Genomic DNA, 19,509 nt, shown 5'->3' on the forward strand with positions numbered 1-19,509 from the left:
CGGCCTAAGCCGGGCTTTTCCAAAGCTGTGGGCTAATTACTTAGCTTCGGCTTCAACTTCTGCTTCTACGCGACGGTTTACAGCGCGGCCAGCGTCAGTAGCGTTGTCGGCAACTGGGCGGGATTCGCCGTAGCCAACAGACTGAACGCGGGACGATTCAACACCGTACTGGTTGGTCAGAACGTCTTTAACGGCGTTTGCACGACGCTCAGACAGCTTCTGGTTGTAAGCGTCAGGACCGACGGAGTCAGTGTGACCTTCAACAGTGGTGCTGGTGGATGGGTACTGCTTCATGAAATCAGCCAGGTTCTTGATGTCGCCATAGCTGTTTTCTTTAACGACCGACTTGTCGAAGTCGAACTTGACGTCCAGCTCAACACGTACGACTTCAGCAACAGCTGGGCAGCCATCAGCGTCAACAGTTACGTTGGCTGGGGTGTCAGGGCACTTGTCGACGTTGTCGCACACGCCATCGTTGTCGCTGTCGGAGCAGACTTCAGCCGGAGCTGGAACTGGAGCAGCAGCAGGCTTGGAGCCGCCACCGAAGTTCACACCGATACCGACGCTTGGAGCCCACTCGGTGTCGCCCTGGTCGATGTTGTACTGAGCTTCAACGCCGGCACGGGCGTAGAAGTTGTCAGTGAAGTACAGCTTGGCACCGCCGCCAACGTTGGCGAAGGTGGAGCCGTTGCGACCGCTACGGCCGTTCTGACCGATGCTCTGATCGGAGAAACCAGCCGATACGTACGGACGCAGCATGTCGCCTGGGTTGTTGAAGTGGTACAGAGCGTCCAGGGCAGTGTTGGAGCCCTTGATGTTACGACCGTCGTCGGAACGTGCGTTGTGCACTTCGTCGTAAGCCAGACGCAGCTCAACGTCGTCGGTCAGGAAGTAGCCGATCGAACCGCCGAACAGGTTGCCGTTGTTCTTGAAGTTACGAGCGCTGTCGAATTGTTCTTTCTTGGCGAAGCCTTCGATTTCAACTGCGCCTTGGCCTTGTGCCAGAGCGCCGAACGAAGTGGCAGCAATCAAAGAACCAATGGCAAAGCCCAAGGTGTTTTTCAGTTTCATCCGTTAAATCCCCATCTGGTGATTGTAAAGCAGTCCCGCAAACCGGGGGACAACTCGGCGACAAGTCTATCAGAACTTGCCTACACGTAAGAGATATTTGCGCCGAACTAAGTTTCAGCAATACCCGCAAATTTCTCACGCAATTTATCAAGAGCGCGCTTGTAACGCATTTTTGTCGCGCTCAACCCCATGTGCATTATGTCTGCGATCTCTTGGAATTCCAGCTCTGCGACAAATCGTAGCACCAGAATTTCCCGGTCGATCGGGTTCACATGGACAAGCCAGCGATCCAGCCCACCCTTTTCCTCTGGTTTGGGCGCCTTTTCTTCAGACGCTTCCTCCAGAGGGTCCAGGCTCAAAGCATCCATCAAGCGACGCTTTCGCCGTTCCTTGCGGTACTGCGTGATGCATTCGTTGTACGTGATGCTATAGAGCCATGTCTTGAACTTCGATTTCCCCTCGAAGTTCTTCAGGCCATACAGCACCTTCAACATCACCTCCTGACAGACATCGTCAGCATCACGATCGTTCCCCAGATAACGCGCACAAACGTTAAATAAAGTTCTCTGGTAACGGCGCATCAATTCTTCATAAGCACGCGTTACGTGGAAAAGTTCCGTATGCGCGCGCGCGACCAACTCCTCATCGGAGAGATCACGGGGGTCGTAGCGCGTGGATAGCGATTGGGGTTTGTTCAAAACAAGTCGGGCCGACAGTCTAGGTCAATGTGCGCCGCAGCCTGCCTTAACGGCATTTTGCGGCGGCATACATTAGCAGGGTTTGCCGGGTTAGCGGCTACTCACATGCTGCTCGAGCAGGATCCGATTGGAGAGCGATACCAATTCGCCCTCCTCGGTCAGCAATGTGGTCTTCACCGTGCCGATCTCTTCGATCTGGCCTTCGACCTCGCCAACACGCACTTGTTGCCCAACCTCATACAATTCACGCACATAGATTCCCGCAAGAATCTGGCCGGCGATTTCCCGGCTTCCCAACCCCATGGCCAGCGCAACCGCCAGACCAACGGTAATCAATACGATGACGATCACATGGTTGAGCAGGTCAGTCTTGACCTCCAACTGGCTGATCGCGACCGAAATACTGATGATGATCACCAGGCCTTGGGCAATTCGTCCCAAGCCCTGGGCGTAGTCAAGCCCGACACCTTCGGCCGCGCCACGCACCAGCCCGTTGGCCAATTGCGCCAGCAGAACGCCCACCAGCAATACCAGTGCGGCACCGAAAACCTTCGGCAAATACAACGCAAGCATGTCGAGCGTAGCTGAAACTCGCTCAAGACCAAGGGATTCAGCCGCAGAAACCAGGAAAATCAGCAGAACGAACCAGTAGACGATCTTGCCGACCAAGGTCGAGATCGGCACCTGAATGCCACCGCGCGACAGCAGCTTGGTCAGGCCGGTGCCGCCCATCAGGCGGTCGAGCCCCAGTTTGGCGAGCAGTTTTGAAAGCAGGGTGTCCAGCAGCTTGGCCACCACGAACCCCAACAACAGCACCACCAGGGCGCCGAAGAGGTTGGGGATGAAATTAGCCACCTTGGTCCACAACGCGGTCATTGCCGTGACGAGGCTCTGGGTCCAGAGATCAAGTTCCATATTCAATCAGCCTTATCAGCGGTGCGAGTAACAGGTTTACGACGGGAAACCGGCGAAACATGGGCCGACCCGTTATTCAGGGCAATCATCAGCGCGGGCAACCAGCGGCCCAGCAGGCTGAACAGATCGCCGGCGCCAACCTGGCGGTTGGCGGTTTTCAGTACACGTCCCAGGCATGCATCGTCGTCCCGGCTGGACGGCGAAGCCTTGAGCATGTCGCGCAAAGACTGTTCAAACGGATCGTGCATACGCACCTCTCGTGATGTCTGTGAAAGACGCGATCAAATTTCGGCAGGTCACATGGCGCCCCGTCACACCCAGCGCAAACGGCGGAACAACCACCACTGCCCGAGGGCCACGCCGACCATCAACAGGCATGCAACCAGGAAGCCATAAGGGCTTTCGGAGAACGGAATACCGCCGACGTTGATGCCCAAAAGACCGGTGAGAAAACTCATCGGTAGAAAAATCCCGGTGATGATGCCGAAGCGGTACATGGTGCGATTCATGCGCACCGACAGACGCCGGTCCTCGGCCTCCAGCACAAGCCCCACGCGCTCTCGGGTCAATTCCAGCTCTTCGAGGTAGCGGGTCAGGCTGTTGTTCAATTCATTCCAGTAATCGCCATCATCCTCGACAAACCACGGCAGTTTGAGCCGTGTCATCTGGCCGAAAATATCCCGCTGGGGGGCCAGGAACCGCTTCAACCCGGCCGCCCTTCTGCGAATGTGCAAAATGGCATCATGCTCGGGGGTATACCGTTCGTCGGTATCAATCTTTTCTTCTTCGCTATCGACGATTTCCGAGAGCTGGGTGACCAGATCCTGCACCTTATTGGTCAGGTACTGCGCCATATAAAGGATGAGTTCCGACGCGGTCCTTGGCCCCTCGCCTTCGGCCAGTTGCGTCAACAGTTCATCGGTGGCGCGCAACGGACGCAGGCGCAGGGAGATCACTCGCTGGGGGGACGCGAAGATCCGCACCGACACCATGTCCTCCGGTTCAGCGCCCGGATTGAGGTTGACGCCCCGCAGAAACAGCAGCAGTTCGGCGTTGGGCAGCGGCAACAGGCGCGGCCGGGTGTTCTCCTCCAGCAGCAGGTCGCAGTTGAATTCGCTCAAGCCACTGGATTTGCGCAGCCAGGTGTGGGTTTGCGGATGACTGCGATCCCAGTGCAGCCACAAGCTTTCGTGGGCCTGTAACTGCAAATCGTCGAGTTCTGTCCGGGCTATCGAACGCGCGCCACCATTACCGTCCAGCACCAGGGCATGCACCAGCCCCCATTGCGCGTTTTCTTCCTCGAACATCCTCATCCCTTATGGCTTTGACGCTTCATTCAGGCATTTTCAGCGGGCTAGGCGAAACAATCACGCCGTTGTTGTCCGCATAGACATACTCGCCTGGACGAAACGTCACGCCGGCAAAGGTCACCGCGACATTGAGATCGCCGATGCCACGCTTGTCGGTTTTCATCGGATGGCTGGCCAGGGCCTGGACACCAAGGTCTGTCTGGGCGATGACGTCGACGTCGCGGATGCAACCGTAAATCACCAGCCCTTCCCAGCCGTTCTTCGCCGCTTTCTCGGCCAGCATGTCACCCAGCAGTGCCCGGCGCAGCGAGCCGCCGCCATCGACCACCAACACCTTGCCGTTTCCCTTGAGTTCCACCTGCTCCTTGACCAGGGAGTTGTCCTCGAAGCACTTGATGGTCACGATTTCGCCGCCGAAGGAATCGCGGCCACCGAAATTGCTGAACATCGGCTCCAACACTTGCACCAACTCCGGGTAGGCGTCGCACAGGTCGGGCGTGAGGTAATGGTTCATTGAACAACTCCTGTAGAGGCTGGAACGTCAGGCTGAGTGAGCAACCGTTTGTGACCGGAACCGCGTATCGCGTCATATCTTAGCCGCAAGCCGACAAGAGCGAAATGCCCTTGTCAGAGCCTTCGCTTCAAACCGCCTCGGCCAGCCTGGATGGATCCGCCAGTAGCGGTGCATGCTGATCTGCCAGCCAGCGCGCCACCAGCGGCCAGACCTCAGCATGGGCCGCTTTGCTGACCAGCATCTCGACATGGCCGAAATCGTCGGTAAAGCCCTGCTCCCGGCCCAGGCAGACAAACTGTTTGTGCGCAGAGCCGACCTGCTCGAAAAGTTTGCGGCAAGCCCAGGTCGGGTCCTGCTGGTCGCCGGTCGCGCTCACCGCCAGTACCGGCACCTGCACATCGGCCAGCCCCGCCCACCAGTTCTTCTGCGCATCACCGAAACGCCCGAACAGGCCATACCAGCGCATGCTCTCCAGCGCCAGGCCGATGGGCTCGTCCTCCGGGCCGCGCTTGAGCCGTGAACCGGACAATTGAGCAAAACGCTTGAGAATGAAACGTCCGCTCCATTCCACCGGTGGGATCTTCAGCGGCCAATAGGTGCGGCTGACCTGGGTGCCAAAAAACGCCGCCGAAGCCACAGCCGGCTCGCCCAGATAGTGGCCGCCCAACGCGGCCGCCAGGGTAATGCCGCCCAAAGAGTGGCCGATCCAGTGTGGCACCTGCCCGCTCTGCTCACGCACGAAGGCGCCGATAGCCGGCAGGTCGTAACGAGCGTAATCGGCCACGCGGTTCTTGCGGTAGTCGTGATTGCGCTGGGACAGGCCATGGCCACGCATTTCGGGAATCCACACGTCAAAGCCCAGCCGCGCAAGATAGGCCCCCAGTCCCAGGCCCTTGGGCGAATACCAGAAGCGCCGGTTGGAAAAACTGCCGTGCAGCAGGATCACGGGAACACCGCGAACCTCGCTGCCGTCGGCCATGCCCAGTCGGGTGACGGCCAGTTCAACGCTGTAGTCCGGGCTATTGCCGGGCTTCAGACGATAGACATCTTCGCTCAGATCACCACGCCGCTCGGCGCTGATCAGGGCGACAGGAAAAAGGTTGCTGCTGCTTTGCATAATGCTCTTGCACAAAAAAGGGCGGCATCCGCCTGGAGCCCGCCCTACTTCAATCAAAAGGGGCCTATGGGTCAAGCCGCGCAACCTGTGGGAGCGAGCCTGCTCGCGATTGCGGCGGGTCAGCAAAATTAATCTTGGCTGACACTCCGCGATCGCGAGCAGGCTCGCTCCCACAGGGGCTTCGCTTAACTGACCGGTATTAATCGGTCAGGCCCCTTCACTCGATCAGACCGCAGCCTGACCTTCAGCCAGGAAGAACCAGGTCTCCAGCACGGAGTCGGGGTTCAACGAAACGCTTTCGATGCCCTGCTCCATCAGCCACTTGGCCAGGTCCGGGTGGTCGGATGGGCCCTGACCGCAGATGCCGATGTACTTGCCGGCCTTGTTGCAGGCGGCAATGGCATTGGCCAGCAGCTTCTTGACCGCCGGGTTCCGCTCGTCGAACAGGTGCGCGATGATGCCGGAGTCACGGTCCAGGCCCAGGGTCAGCTGGGTCAGGTCGTTGGAGCCGATGGAGAAACCGTCGAAGAATTCAAGGAATTCTTCAGCGAGGATCGCGTTGGACGGCAGCTCGCACATCATGATCACGCGCAGGCCGTTGTCACCACGGGCCAGGCCGTTTTCCGCCAGCAGGTCGACAACCTGGCTCGCTTCGCCCAGGGTGCGCACGAACGGCACCATGATCTCGACGTTGGTCAGGCCCATCTCGTTGCGCACACGCTTGAGGGCGCGGCACTCGAGCTCGAAGCAGTCACGGAACGATTCGCTGATGTAACGCGAAGCCCCACGGAAGCCCAGCATCGGGTTTTCTTCTTCCGGCTCGTAGAGCTTGCCGCCAATCAGGTTGGCGTATTCGTTGGACTTGAAGTCCGACAGGCGCACGATGACCTTTTTCGGCCAGAACGCAGCCGCCAGGGTGCTGATGCCTTCCACCAGTTTCTCGACGTAGAAACCGACCGGATCGTTGTAACCGGCAATGCGCTTGTCGACGCTGTCCTTGATCTCCGGCGGCAAGCCGTCGTAGTTCAGCAACGCCTTGGGGTGCACGCCGATCATGCGGTTGATGATGAACTCCAGGCGGGCCAGGCCCACGCCAGCGTTCGGCAACTGCGCGAAGTCGAAAGCACGATCCGGGTTGCCGACGTTCATCATGATCTTGAACGGCAGGTCCGGCATGGCGTCCACGGAGTTCTTCTTGATGTCGAAGCCCAGTTCGCCTTCGAAGATATAGCCGGTATCGCCTTCGGCGCAGGACACGGTGACGCCCTGGCCGTCCTTGAGCAGTTGAGTGGCATTGCCGCAACCGACCACGGCCGGGATGCCCAGTTCACGGGCGATGATCGCCGCGTGGCAGGTACGTCCGCCGCGGTTGGTGACGATGGCGCTGGCGCGTTTCATCACCGGCTCCCAATCCGGGTCGGTCATGTCGGAAACCAGCACATCGCCGGCCTGGACCTTATCCATCTCCGAGACGTCCTTGATGATCCGTACCTTGCCGGCGCCGATACGTTGGCCGATGGCACGGCCTTCCACCAGCACGGTGCCGGTTTCCTTGAGCAGGTAGCGCTCCATGACATTGGCCTGGGTACGGCTCTTCACGGTTTCCGGACGGGCCTGCACGATATACAGCTTGCCGTCGTCACCGTCCTTGGCCCATTCGATGTCCATCGGGCACTTGTAGTGCTTCTCGATGATCATCGCCTGCTTGGCCAGCTCGCTGACTTCGGCGTCGCTCAGGCAGAAGCGCGCGCGCTCGGCCTTGTCCACGTCGACGGTTTTCACCGAACGACCGGCCTTGGCTTCGTCGCCGTAGACCATCTTGATGGCCTTGCTGCCCAGGTTACGGCGCAGGATGGCCGGACGACCGGCTTCCAGCGTGCCTTTATGGACATAGAACTCATCCGGGTTCACCGCGCCTTGTACGACGGTTTCACCCAGGCCGTAGGCGCCGGTGATGAATACCACGTCACGGAAACCCGATTCGGTGTCGAGCGTGAACATTACCCCGGCGGTGCCGGTTTCAGAGCGGACCATGCGCTGCACACCAGCAGACAAGGCGACCAGCTTGTGGTCAAAGCCCTGGTGCACGCGGTAGGAAATGGCACGGTCGTTAAAAAGAGAGGCGAAGACTTCCTTGGCGGCACGGATGACGTTTTCCACGCCACGGATGTTCAGGAAGGTTTCCTGCTGGCCGGCGAAGGAGGCATCCGGCAGGTCTTCGGCGGTGGCCGAAGAGCGCACAGCGACGGCAATGTCGGGATTGCCTTCGGACAGTTTGGCGAAGGCCGTGCGGATCTCGGCGTTCAGCTTCTCGGGAAATTCGGCTTCCATGATCCATTGGCGGATCTGGGCGCCGGTCCTGGCCAAGGCGTTGACGTCATCGACGTCCAGGGCATCGAGCGCGTCGTGGATCTGTTTGTTCAGGCCGCTGAGTTCCAGAAAATCACGATAAGCCTGAGCTGTCGTGGCGAAGCCACCTGGCACCGATACGCCGGCACCGGCGAGGTTACTGATCATCTCGCCCAGGGATGCGTTCTTGCCCCCCACATGCTCTACATCATGGACGCCGAGCTTATCGAGGGAAACTACGTACTCTACCAAGGTGATCTCTCCACTAACTGTGTTGGAAAAGCTCAAGGCACCGGCGGCTCCAGGGGAGCAAATACCGGCGATATGGCCTGGACCTGGAAAATAAGTGAGAATGCGGGCCACTGGCGGCCAGCAAATCGCGCCTATCATATCCAAGAATCGTCACTCGCTCACTAGGGCCCAAGGCGCAAATGAAACGATCTGCTTTCTTTATCTCCGACGGCACCGGCATCACGGCCGAAACACTGGGCCAAAGCCTGTTGGCGCAATTCGAAAACATTACCTTCGCCAAGTTCATACGTCCGTACATCGACAACGTCGACAAAGCGCGGGCCATGGTACAACAAATCAATAAAGCCGCCGAAACCGACGGTTTTCGCCCGATTATCTTCGATACCATCGTCAATCAGGACATCCGTGAGATTCTCGCAATGTCCAATGGTTTCATGATCGACATTTTTTCTACCTTCCTGGCACCTTTGGAGCAGGAGCTGAGCGAGCATTCCTCCTACTCGGTCGGCAAGTCCCATTCCATTGGTCACAACTCCAACTACATGGAGCGCATCGAGGCGGTCAACTTCGCCCTGGACAACGATGATGGCGCCCGCACGCATTATTACGACAAGGCCGATTTGATCCTAGTGGGTGTGTCGCGCTGTGGTAAGACGCCGACGTGCCTGTACATGGCGATGCAATTTGGTATCCGCGCGGCCAACTATCCGCTGACCGAGGACGACATGGAGCGCCTGCAACTGCCCAGCGCCCTGCGCGCCCACCAGCACAAGCTGTTCGGCCTGACCATTGATCCGGATCGCCTCACTGCGATCCGCAACGAGCGCAAGCCCAACAGCCGCTATTCGAGCTACGCCCAGTGCGAATTCGAAGTGCGCGAGGTAGAAAACCTGTTCCGGCGGGAGAACATTCCCCACATCAACTCCACGCATTTTTCCGTGGAAGAGATTTCGGCGAAGATCCTGGTGGAGAAAGGGGTGGAGCGGCGGTTCAAGTGAACCCGTAACAACACAAAACCCTGTGGGAGCGAGCCTGCTCGCGATTGCGGTGGATCAGCAAAGTTGATGTTGGCTGACACTCCGCTATCGCGAGCAGGCTCGCCCCCACAAGGGATTTGTGGTGCTGCTGGCTACTGCGCCAGACGCTCAACCAACGCCTGCCCCACCGCCAGCGCCGAGGCCGGATTCTGGCCGGTGATCAACTCCCGATCCGTCACCACATGGGACGTCCACGGCGAGGTGTTGCTGCTGTATTGCCCACCGGCCTGCTCCAGCGCGGTTTGTGGATAGAACTTCATGCTCCCGCCGCCCAGCAGCCCCTTGGCCAACTCTTCTTCCTGATTGCTGATCACCGTCATCTTGTACCCGGCATAGATCCAGTCGGCCTTGGCCGAGGCCTGGCCTTTGGTAGTCAACTGGCCAACGAAGCCCTTGGCATCAGGCAGGGTCGACAGCAACGCGATCGGCCCGTGGCAGACCAGCGCGGTGGTCTTGCCCTTGTCATGGAAGTGCGTCAACACCCGCCCCAGCGGTGCGCTCGTGAGCAAATCCTGCATGGGCGCATGCCCGCCGGGAATGTACAGGGCATCGAATTGTTCCAGACCGATCTGCTCGACACGAGCCAGGCTGATCACCGGTGAGTCCTTGGCCGAAGTGATGTTCAGTTGAACCAGCAACGCCTGGTAGCGCTCCAGCTCCGCCGGGTCATTGTTGAAGTACATCTTGTCCACCGAGGACCGGTCCAGCGTCGGCGCCCTGCCCTCGGGGGTGGAGAACGTCACGTGGTGACCGGCATCCAGCAACAGCTTCACCGGTTGCAGCAATTCGTTGAGGTAAAACCCGGTGGAGAAGACCTTGCCCTTGTTCAGATCCAGATGATCGGAATCCGACAGGACCACCAGCACGTTATCGGCATGGGCCGCGACGCCAATACCCGCCAGAACAACAGACGTTGCCAAGGTCGTGAGCTTTTTCATGATGACTCCAGGATGTTTCGATAAAAGATGCGCTCACTGTATTGATGCGCTCACCGGCGATAAACTGGCGCACCGGAACATCACTTGGCCTTTGGAGGCAACAATGGCCCGTCGATTCGATTATCTGGCCGACGTGGAAGCCTTCGTCACGGTCGTGGAAAAAGGCACGCTCAGCGCCGCAGCCGTGGCGCTGGGCACCACGCCTTCGGTCCTGAGCCGCGCCATCTCCCGCCTCGAAGCCCGGCTCGGGGTGCAACTGTTGCGACGCACGACCCGGCGGCTGAACCTGACCGATGCCGGCACGTTGTACCTGGAACAGTCGCGCTCGGCCTTTGCCCTGATTGACAACGCCGAGCGGCGAATCCAGGGCCAGGACGGTGTCTTGACCGGTCGCGTGCGCTTGAGCGTGCCGACCACCTACGGTCATTACCGCCTGCCATCGCTGCTGTCGCGTTTCGCCGAGGCTTACCCGCAAGTTCGGGTTGAGCTGAGTATCACCAACCGCAATGTCGATTTGGTGGCCGAGGGGTATGACCTGGCGATCCGCCTTGGGCCGCTGCCGGACAGCGGCCTGGTCGGGCGCAAGCTCGAGGACGCCCGCCTTTGCCTGGTGGCCGCGCCGCATTACCTGGAGCGCGCCGGAATACCCCGGCACGTCGATGAACTGGCTGCCCACGCCTGCCTGCCTTTCGTAATGCCCAGCAGCGGACGCATCGCACCCTGGCTGTTTAGCGACAATCATGAAGACCGGGAATGGCTGCCGGCTGGCAATGTGCAGGTGTCCGATGATGTATTGGGCATCGTGTCCCTGGCACAGGCCGGGATGGGAATCTGCCAGACCTATGAATTCATTGTCCGGGAGCGAATCGAGCGCGGGGAACTGGTGGCTTTGCTGGAGGACTTTGCCGGGCGCAGTCGACCATTTTCAATCATCTACCCGCCCCATCGGCAATTGCCGGCGGCGGCACGGGCGCTGATTGATTTTATGGCAAGAGCGGACGCCATCTGTAGGAGCGAGCCTGCTCGCGATAGCATCACCTTGGCCTGACTGGCAGACCCAGTTGCCTGCATCGCGAGCGGGCTCGCTCCCGCAACGTCCCCGGCCTACTGCGTCAATGCCGCCTGCTCGTCCATTTTCTTGCGCAGGCTCAGCGGGCGCATGTCGGTCCAGACTTCTTCGATGTAGGCCAGGCACTCCTTCTTGAAGCCGCTTTTACCGACGGTACGCCAACCCTCGGGGATGGCCTTGTAGTCTGGCCAGATCGAATATTGCTCTTCGTGGTTGACCACGACCTGAAAGACGATGTCCTCGCGGTCGAATACTGAAGTCATGGGTGTCTCTCCATCTTTGCTCGAGGTTCGCTGCGTCACATGCGCAGCCAGGATATGAAAGGAACGTACGGGGTCGGGTGAAAATTAGCTGTCTGTGACCGCCGCATGCAGGGCTCGCCCGAAAATCTCGGCGACCCGGTCGATTTCGGCCCGGGTGATGATCAACGGTGGCAGGAACCGCACCACGCCGCCCTGGCGACCGCCCAGCTCAAGGATCAGCCCGCGCTTGAGGCATTCGCGTTGCAGCCGTGGCGCCAGCTGTGCATGCACCGGCGGATGGCCCAGGGCGTCCGGCTTGCCCGCCGGGTCCACCAACTCGACACCGAGCATCAGCCCGCGACCACGGATATCGCCCAATTGCGGGAAGTCCCGCTGCAGGATGTGCAGGTGCTCACTCAGGCGTTCGCCCATGGCGGCGGCATGGGTCGGCAGGTCGTGTTCACGCAGGTAGCGCATTACCGCGGAACCGGCGGCCATGGCCATCTGATTGCCACGGAAGGTCCCGGCGTGAGCACCCGGCAACCAGGTGTCGAGCCAGTCGCGGTAAACCACTACCGCCAGCGGCAGGCTGCCGCCAATGGCCTTGGACAACACCACCACGTCCGGGATGATGCCGGCATGCTCGAAGGCAAACATTTTGCCGGTGCGGCCGAAGCCGCTCTGGATTTCGTCGACGATCAACGCCACCCCTGCCTGCTCGGTGATCCGCCGCAAGCCGCGCAGCCAGTCCAGGTCGGCGGGTATGACTCCACCCTCGCCCTGCACCACTTCGACGATGACCGCCGCCGGCAATTGCACGCCGGCCTCCGGGTCGTTCAACAGGTTTTCCAGGTAATGCAGGTTGGCCCTCACGCCCTCGACACCGCCCAGCCCGAACGGACAGCGGTAATCGTAGGGGTACGGCATGAACTGCACGCCGCTGCTGAGCAAGGCGCCCAAGGGTTTCTTCGGCCCCAGGCTGCCCATCAGGCTCAGCGCGCCCTGGCTCATGCCGTGATAACCGCCCTGGAACGACAGCACGGTGCTGCGTCCGGTGGCGGTGCGCACCAGCTTGAGGGCGGCTTCCACCGCGTCGGTACCGGTGGGGCCGCAGAACTGAATCTTCGCCTCGGCGGCCAGCTCCACCGGCAACAGGCCGAACAGGTCCTGGACGAAGCGATCCTTGACCGGCGTGGTCAGGTCCAGGGTATGCAACGGCAACTCGTCGGCCAGCACCTGCTGGATCGCGTCGATCACCACCGGGTGGTTATGCCCCAGCGCCAGCGTGCCGGCGCCGGCCAGGCAATCGATGAAGGTGCGGCCCTCGACATCCTCGACATACAACCCCTTGGCGCGCTTGAGAGCCAGGGGTATGCGCCGTGGATAGCTGCGGGCATTGGACTCCTGCCGACTCTGGCGAGCCAGCAGCGGCGACTCATTGAACTGGTAGAGCGTCTCGGCCGGCACGGGGCTGACCCGGGCCGGCTGTGCTTCGATAAGGCTATTGGCGACTGACATCTCTCGACCCCGCAGTACGTAGTGACCCAAAACGACACACCGGGCAGGTGCGCATCCGGTCGGGGCGCACATGCAGGTTTCCTGTTGTGGAAACGCATCAGCTGCGGGGGGATTTACTCGCGGGCAGCACTTTCTCCTGCGGCGCGATCAGTGGCTTGTGCATCGCAATGGCCTTGACCCCGCCAATAGCGAAGGCGTCAGCGCTTTGCTCGAACCCCAGGTGTCGATAGAACGCCTGGCTGCTACGGGTGCTGTTGAGGCGCACTCGGGCCACCCCGCGCCCGCGCAGCCAGGCCTCGATGTCCCGCACCAGCGCCTGGCCGACACCGCGGCGGAAGGACTCCGGCTGTACGTAGCAGAAGGCGATCCGGCCACTGACCGAGGCCATGGCGACACCCGCCGGCCGTCCCTGCAAACGTGCCACGGTCAGACGCAAGCGTGGGTCGACCAGCCAGGGGCGGATATGCGCGAGGGTGTTGTTGCTTACCCAGGCGGCGACGACAGTGGGATCGTTGCGGTGTTCGGCGGCACACCCGACCCGGATGGAGCGTTCGGCGATCCGGCTGATGATGCCGGCATCGCTGGGGGTGGCCGTGCAGATTTCGATGAAGGTGTCCATGGCGCGGTTTTCCTCAGTCCTTGAGTCGAGCTGAAAAAAACATAGACCCGGATAAGGCCGGGGCGCCAATGACAGGTCGTTACAGCAGATGTACAACGATCTCCCGCTGGGTGCGCCCGTAGGAGCTGACGAGTGCAACGAGGCTGCGATCTTGTCCCAGACAGTTAAATCTCAAGATCAAGATCAAGATCAAGATCAAAAGATCGCAGGCTTCGCCAGCTCCTACACAGCGGTTGCCTGCACCGGCATCGTCAATTCAACCCGCAATCCGTCCGCACGGCTGTCGAAATGCAGACCGCAACCACAACGCTGGACGATGGCCTGGACGATCGCCAACCCCAGTCCGCAGCCGGTGCTCTGGCCGTTGCGCCAGAAGCGCTGGGTCAGGTGCTGGATATCGTCGGCGGCGATGCCCGGGCCGTGGTCGCGAACCTGGAAACGCACGCGCTGGCCGATCATTTCCAGGCGCAGCTCCACATCGGTGTCATCCGGGGTATGTCGCAGCGCATTGTCCAGCAAATTGCGCAAAGCAGCGATGGAAAGCACTGCCGGCATTTGCACCGGCGCGTCGGACAGCTCGGCCGGCACGTGCAGCTTGATTCGCCGGGGTTCGCCACTGGCCGCATCCTGGATTGCCAGCCGCGCCACCTGCTCGGCGTTGCATTGCACGCCATCGTCGAACGACAGGCTGCCTTCGACCCGGGCCAGCAACAACAATTGTTCGAGGGTGCGGTGCAAGCGGTCGGCGCCCTCCTCGGCCCGGGCCAGGGACTGATCGCGGGCGACGCCTTCGGTCATGCGCGCCACTTGCAGGTGAGTCTTGATGGCCGTCAAGGGGCTGCGCAGTTCATGGGCGGCATCGCCGGTCAGCCGGCGCTCGCGCTCAATGGTCTTGCCGATACGCTGGAACAGCTGGTTCTGGGTCTCCAGCAACGGCCGCAGTTCACTGGGCAGCGGATGGATCTGCAAAGGTTCCAGGGAGTCGGCATTGCGTCGCATCAACGCATCGCGCATGCGATTGAGCGGTGCCAGGCCCTGACCGATGCCCAACCACAACAGGCACAGGCAGCCCAGCAGCGCCACGCCGACCGGCACCGAGGCCGCCAACAGTACCGACATGTTCAAGGCTTCGCGCTCGATCTGACGGTCGGCGGTGGTGATGCGCAAATCCCCTCGGGCCAGGGTAAAACTGCGCCAGGGCGCGCCGTCGATCATCTGGTCATGAAAGCCCAGTTTCTCGGCCTCCAGGGTTTGGTCAGGAGTGCCATGGCTGCGAGCCAGGATCTCCCCCCGCAAGGAGCTGACCTGGCAGGCCATGCCCCCCGGAATGCTCACGTGCTCGGTTCTCAGGTGCGTGCCTTCTCCCTTGCTGGGCAATGGCGGCATCTGCTCCAGCAGCCCGGCAACCATCCGCGCCGAAGCCACCAGCCGCTGGTCGAGGGAGAACATCATCTGGTTGCGCAGATCGCTGAGCATCCACGCCGCCGCCAGGGCCCAGATCAGGGCAAAGGCCGCACCGAGGGTCAGGCTCAGGCGCAATCGCAGGCTCATCACTTGGAAGATACCCCGTCGTCGGCCGGCCCTAGCCGATAACCCAGCCCACGGACTGTCTCGACAATGCCATTGCCGAGTTTGCGCCGCAGGTGATGGATATGAACGTTGAGGGCGTTGCTTTCCAGTTCGTCATTGAACCCGTAGACGCTGTCCTTGAGTTGCTCGGTAGACAAGACCCGACCGCGACTGTGCAACAGCGCCTGCAGCAATGACTGCTCACGCCGGGAAAGGTCCACCGGCTGTCCGCCGAGGGTGGTTTCGCGGCTGCTGGGGTCGTAAGTCAAACGACCGTGCTCGATCAGATTGACACTGCGCCCTGCCACGCGCCGCAGCAAGGTATGCAGGCGCGCCGCGAGTTCACGCAGATCGAAGGGCTTGAGCAAATAGTCATCGGCCCCGGCCTGCAAACCGTCGACCCGGTCGGTCACCGAGTCCCGGGCGGTGAGGATCAGCACCGGTATCTCCAGACCTTGCTGGCGCAATTGGCGCAACAATTTAAGGCCGTCCTCGTCAGGCAGGCCCAGGTCCAGCACCATGACGTCGAACCGGGCCACCCCCACCATCGCCCGCGCCGCCGACGCCGTGGCGACGTGCTCGACGGTCAGGCCCTGGGCCGTGAGCCCGGCGACAATCCCGCTGGCGATCAACTCATCGTCTTCGCAGACCAGTACGTGCATGGTAAGCCCCGTGGAAAAAGGTACATTAGGCCGCCGGCCGATTAAGCCGACATTATGCGACGAGTACGGCAAACATGGGCGATCATTGCTGCCTGCCGATTGTCGCCGGGTTAATCGACGGTTAATCGCCATTCGCCATCGTGCATTCCACTTGCTCCGTTCTAAGGCTTTATCCATGCGTCGATTGTTTTTGCTGTGGCTGCTCCTGATCTCGGGCCTGGCCCAGGCCGCCAATCCCTTCGAGACCAAAACCGATTTCCTACCGGTGGAAAAGGCGTTCGTGTTTACCTCCGAACGCCTGGACTCCGGTGAAACCCAGTTGTTCTGGCAGATTGCCGACGGCTACTACCTGTATCAGCAGCGACTCAAATTCGACGGTCTTGCCGAGGCGCAAAAGCCGCAACTGCCGGAAGGTGAAGCCCACAGCGACGAGTTTTTCGGCGATCAACAGGTTTATCGCCAGGCGCTAGAGCTGAAAATCCCCGCCGGCGCCACCGGCAAGATCAAGGTCGGCTTCCAAGGTTGCGCCGACGCGGGCTTGTGCTATCCGCCCCAGACCCAGGTGGTGGAGCTGGGTGGCACTGCACCAACGGTTGCCAGTGGTGAGGCGCCGGACCAGGCCCTGGCCAGCGGCCTGCAGCAACGGGCCTTGGGCTGGAGCCTGCTGGTGTTCTTTGGCCTGGGCCTGTTGCTGGCGTTTACGCCGTGCTCGCTGCCCATGCTGCCGATCCTGGCCGGGGTGGTGGTGGGCAGCGGTGCCAGCCCTCGGCGTGGATTGGCATTGGCCATCAGCTATGTGATCAGCATGGCCCTGGTGTATGCCGCCATGGGCGTACTCGCCGCGCTGTTGGGGGCCAACCTTCAGGCGCTGCTGCAGCAACCGTGGCTGCTGGGCACTTTCGCAGCGATCTTCGTGGTGTTGGCGCTGCCGATGTTCGGTTTCTTCGAGTTGCAATTGCCGGCCGCTCTGCGCGACCGCCTGGAAAGTGCCGGACGCCAGCGCCGCGGCGGCAGCCTGGTGGGCGCCGGCATTCTCGGAGCGCTGTCCGGCCTGTTGGTCGGCCCGTGCATGACCGCCCCGTTGGCCGGTGCGCTGCTGTACATCGCCCAAAGTGGCAATGCGTTGCACGGCGGGCTGATCCTGTTCGCCATGGGCGTCGGCATTGGCCTGCCGCTGTTGCTATTGGTGACCGTGGGCAATCGTTTCCTGCCCAAACCCGGCGCCTGGATGAATGTGCTCAAGGGCGTGTTCGGCTTTCTGTTCCTGGGCACCGCGATCCTCATGATCCGCCCGGTCATCGACGGCTCGCTGTGGATCGGTCTGTGGGGCGTGCTGCTGCTGATTGCCGCCTATAGCGCCTGGCGGCAGACCGAAGGCTTCGGTCGCACAGCCTATGTATGCGGCAGCGCGTCGCTGCTGTTCGGCCTGTGGGGCAGCCTGCTGGTGATCGGCGCGGCGGGGGGCGGCGATGATTTCTTCCAGCCCCTGAAGGTCTACGCCGGCACCTCGGCAAGCTCGACCGTCAGCGCCCATGATGCCTTTATCACGGTCAGCGAACCTGCCGCCCTGCAACGGGAGTTGGACGCGGCCAAGGCCCAGGGCCAATGGGTCCTGCTGGACTACTACGCCGACTGGTGCGTGTCCTGCAAGATCATGGAAAAACAGGTGTTTGGCCGCGCCGAAGTGCTGGATGCCTTGAAAGACGTACGCCTGGTGCGTATCGATGTCACCGCCGACAATGCCGCCAGTCGCGAACTGCTGGGCCGCTATCAAGTGCCGGGGCCACCGAGCCTGCTGTGGATTGGCGCCGACGGTCAAGAGCGACGCAGCCAGCGGATCACCGGGGAAGTCAATGCCAAGGAATTCCTGGAGCGTTGGAACATGACTCGGAACGCGCGCTGATGCTGACGTTTACCCTAGGCACCTTTGCCATTGCGCTTAACCATCTATTGCTGATCAGCGCGTTGGCACTGGCGACCGTGGTGGGCTGGCGAGTAGCCAAGCGCGGTGGCGAAAACCCGGAATCGGTGCTGTTCGTGCTGTTTTTGCTGGGGCTTCTGGCCGCACGGATCGGCTTCGTCGGCGCCTACTGGAACCATTACCAGGATGACCTGTGGCAGATCGTCGACCTGCGCGACGGTGGTTTCCTGGCCTGGCCGGGGATTGTCGCGCTGGTGATTGGCGCGTTGCTGTGGAGCCGGCACCGACCGGCCTTGCGCCGGCCGTTGGCTTTCGGCGTTGGCAGCGGCCTGTTGTTCTGGGTGGTGGCGACGATGTCGTTGACGATCTATGAACAAGGCACCCGACTGCCGGAAATCAATCTGCGTAACGCCAACGGCGAGACGGTGAAACTCACCGATTATCAGGGTCGGCCCCTGGTGATCAACCTCTGGGCCACCTGGTGCCCGCCCTGCCGGCGCGAAATGCCCGTGCTGGAAGAAGCCCAGCAGCAGCGCCCGGACCTGACGTTCCTGTTCGTCAACCAGGCCGAAAGCATGCAAAGCGTCAGCACTTACCTCGCCACCCAGGGCTTGAGCCTGGACAACGTGCTGTTTGATGGCAGCGGTCGCCTCGGTCAAGCCGTCGGTTCCATGGCGCTGCCAACGACCTTGTTCTACAGCGCCGACGGCCGCCTGCTGGACAGTCACTTGGGCGAATTGTCAGAAGCGAGCCTGGCCCGCGCCCTGGAGAACTTCGAAACGCCGGATTCAACATCGGCTCCCCACTCCGCCACAAGGAAACCCTCATGCCCCGCCTCCGCCACTTGCTGACCCTGGCCGTCGCCGCCACGCTGTCGCAGGCACCGCTGCTGCACGCCGAAGAACTGCCCGCGGCCATCAAGAAAATCGAAGCCAAGGGCGCGAAAATCGTCGGCACGTTCGAGGCGCCGGACGGATTGCGCGGTTACGCGGCGCAATACCAGAACCGTGGGATGGCGCTGTACCTGACACCCGATGGCCAGCATGTCTTGCTGGGCAACCTGTACGACGCCGACGGCAAGGACCTGAGCGCCGAGCCGCTGCAAAAGCTGGTCTATGCGCCAATGGCCAAGGCTATCTGGGAGAAGATGGGAGCGAGCAACTGGATCGCCGACGGCAGCAAGGACGCGCCGCGCACCGTCTATCTGTTCAGTGACCCGAACTGCCCGTACTGCAACATGTTCTGGGAACAGGCACGGCCCTGGGTCAAGGCCGGCAAAGTGCAGTTGCGCCACATCATGGTGGGTATCATCCGTGAAGACAGCCCAGGAAAATCCGCCGCATTGCTGGCGGCCAAAGACCCTGAGAAAGCCTTGGAAACCCACGAGAAGGCCGGCAAGGGCAGCGCGCTCAAACCCCTCAAAAACATACCGCCGGCCATCCAGGCAAAACTGGACGCCAACCTGCAATTGATGGAGGAGCTGGAACTGTCCGCCACCCCGGCGATTTTCTACCTGGATGACAAGGGCGAACTGCAACAGCAGCAAGGCGCACCGTCGCCGGATAAGCTGGTGAAGATTCTCGGGCCGAAGTAACGGGCCCCCACAGCAGATCTCCCCGTGGGAGCGGGCTTGCTCGCGAATGCGGTGGGTCAGTCACAGCTGTATCAACTGAACCTGCGCATTCGCGAGCAAGCCCGCTCCCACCGT

The 19,509-nt window shown here is 61.2% G+C and carries 19 protein-coding genes; 5 read left to right on the top strand and 14 right to left on the bottom strand.

The annotated features are described in order from the left end of the window. Positions 1-36: 36 nt before the first annotated feature. The 8 genes from BMY45_RS22635 to ppsA form a co-directional block, all read right to left on the bottom strand. Positions 37-1,071 (bottom strand): OmpA family protein, encoded by a 1,035-nt coding sequence (locus tag BMY45_RS22635; RefSeq protein ID WP_092401779.1) that lies wholly within the window; start codon positions 1,069-1,071, stop codon positions 37-39. 107 nt (positions 1,072-1,178) lie between these two features. Continuing rightward, a complete protein-coding gene (sigX, locus tag BMY45_RS22640) occupies positions 1,179-1,769 on the bottom strand; it encodes an RNA polymerase sigma factor SigX (RefSeq protein WP_042729583.1) in 591 nt (196 codons plus the stop codon). Between the two features lie 90 nt (positions 1,770-1,859). After that, a complete protein-coding gene (locus BMY45_RS22645) occupies positions 1,860-2,684 on the bottom strand; it encodes a mechanosensitive ion channel family protein (RefSeq protein WP_047227144.1) in 825 nt (274 codons plus the stop codon). Between the two features lie 2 nt (positions 2,685-2,686). Beyond that, on the bottom strand, positions 2,687-2,932 hold the full coding sequence (locus BMY45_RS22650; RefSeq protein ID WP_014337331.1) for a hypothetical protein: 246 nt from the start codon (positions 2,930-2,932) through the stop codon (positions 2,687-2,689). A gap of 63 nt (positions 2,933-2,995) precedes the next feature. After that, a complete protein-coding gene (locus tag BMY45_RS22655) occupies positions 2,996-3,991 on the bottom strand; it encodes a zinc transporter ZntB (protein WP_047227143.1) in 996 nt (331 codons plus the stop codon). Positions 3,992-4,016: 25 nt separating this feature from the next. Beyond that, positions 4,017-4,508 (bottom strand): ribonuclease E activity regulator RraA, encoded by a 492-nt coding sequence (rraA, locus tag BMY45_RS22660; protein ID WP_047227142.1) that lies wholly within the window; start codon positions 4,506-4,508, stop codon positions 4,017-4,019. 127 nt (positions 4,509-4,635) lie between these two features. Further along, positions 4,636-5,625, bottom strand: a complete 990-nt coding sequence (locus tag BMY45_RS22665) for an alpha/beta fold hydrolase (RefSeq protein WP_092401782.1) — start codon at positions 5,623-5,625, stop codon at positions 4,636-4,638. 225 nt (positions 5,626-5,850) lie between these two features. After that, on the bottom strand, positions 5,851-8,226 hold the full coding sequence (gene ppsA, locus BMY45_RS22670; protein WP_092401785.1) for a phosphoenolpyruvate synthase: 2,376 nt from the start codon (positions 8,224-8,226) through the stop codon (positions 5,851-5,853). Positions 8,227-8,405: 179 nt separating this feature from the next. Between ppsA and BMY45_RS22680 the strand changes: the two genes are divergently transcribed. After that, complete coding sequence (locus BMY45_RS22680; protein ID WP_092401788.1) at positions 8,406-9,224, top strand: posphoenolpyruvate synthetase regulatory kinase/phosphorylase PpsR; 819 nt, start codon at positions 8,406-8,408, stop codon at positions 9,222-9,224. 131 nt (positions 9,225-9,355) lie between these two features. Here BMY45_RS22680 and BMY45_RS22685 read toward each other — a convergent pair whose 3' ends face one another. Beyond that, on the bottom strand, positions 9,356-10,201 hold the full coding sequence (locus tag BMY45_RS22685; RefSeq protein WP_092401791.1) for a type 1 glutamine amidotransferase domain-containing protein: 846 nt from the start codon (positions 10,199-10,201) through the stop codon (positions 9,356-9,358). Positions 10,202-10,304: 103 nt separating this feature from the next. Between BMY45_RS22685 and BMY45_RS22690 the strand changes: the two genes are divergently transcribed. Further along, positions 10,305-11,249, top strand: coding sequence for a LysR family transcriptional regulator (locus tag BMY45_RS22690; protein ID WP_092401794.1), 945 nt, complete (start codon positions 10,305-10,307; stop codon positions 11,247-11,249). Between the two features lie 56 nt (positions 11,250-11,305). On the opposite strand, the gene BMY45_RS22695 is transcribed toward BMY45_RS22690, so the two are convergent. From BMY45_RS22695 to BMY45_RS22715, 5 genes are all read right to left on the bottom strand, one after another. After that, positions 11,306-11,533, bottom strand: a complete 228-nt coding sequence (locus tag BMY45_RS22695) for an MbtH family protein (protein WP_092401797.1) — start codon at positions 11,531-11,533, stop codon at positions 11,306-11,308. 84 nt (positions 11,534-11,617) lie between these two features. Next, positions 11,618-13,030 carry an aspartate aminotransferase family protein gene (locus BMY45_RS22700; RefSeq protein ID WP_092401800.1) on the bottom strand — a complete coding sequence of 471 codons (1,413 nt, stop codon included), beginning with the start codon at positions 13,028-13,030 and terminating at the stop codon, positions 11,618-11,620. A gap of 97 nt (positions 13,031-13,127) precedes the next feature. After that, positions 13,128-13,649 carry a GNAT family N-acetyltransferase gene (locus BMY45_RS22705; protein ID WP_092401803.1) on the bottom strand — a complete coding sequence of 174 codons (522 nt, stop codon included), beginning with the start codon at positions 13,647-13,649 and terminating at the stop codon, positions 13,128-13,130. A 222-nt stretch (positions 13,650-13,871) separates the two neighbouring features. Then, on the bottom strand, positions 13,872-15,203 hold the full coding sequence (locus BMY45_RS22710) for an ATP-binding protein (RefSeq protein WP_092401806.1): 1,332 nt from the start codon (positions 15,201-15,203) through the stop codon (positions 13,872-13,874). After that, the gene (locus BMY45_RS22715; protein ID WP_092401809.1) at positions 15,200-15,880 is read right to left on the bottom strand and encodes a response regulator; all 681 of its coding nucleotides are present in this window, start codon (positions 15,878-15,880) and stop codon (positions 15,200-15,202) included. Before BMY45_RS22715 ends, BMY45_RS22710 begins: the two co-directional genes overlap by 4 nt. A 175-nt stretch (positions 15,881-16,055) precedes the next feature. Here BMY45_RS22715 and dsbD point away from each other — a divergent pair, with 175 nt between their 5' ends. The 3 genes from dsbD to dsbG are packed head-to-tail and all read left to right on the top strand — an operon-like array spanning position 16,056 to position 19,395. Continuing rightward, a complete protein-coding gene (dsbD, locus tag BMY45_RS22720) occupies positions 16,056-17,783 on the top strand; it encodes a protein-disulfide reductase DsbD (RefSeq protein WP_092401812.1) in 1,728 nt (575 codons plus the stop codon). Beyond that, on the top strand, positions 17,783-18,652 hold the full coding sequence (locus BMY45_RS22725; RefSeq protein WP_092401815.1) for a TlpA family protein disulfide reductase: 870 nt from the start codon (positions 17,783-17,785) through the stop codon (positions 18,650-18,652). Before dsbD ends, BMY45_RS22725 begins: the two co-directional genes overlap by 1 nt. Next, entirely contained in the window at positions 18,628-19,395 is a 768-nt protein-coding gene (gene dsbG, locus BMY45_RS22730) for a thiol:disulfide interchange protein DsbG (protein ID WP_092401818.1), read from the top strand. The genes BMY45_RS22725 and dsbG overlap by 25 nt, the downstream gene beginning before the upstream one ends. Positions 19,396-19,509: the final 114 nt, after the last annotated feature.

This window comes from Pseudomonas sp. NFACC39-1 (genome assembly GCF_900110355.1).
Classification (GTDB): domain Bacteria; phylum Pseudomonadota; class Gammaproteobacteria; order Pseudomonadales; family Pseudomonadaceae; genus Aquipseudomonas; species Aquipseudomonas tehranensis.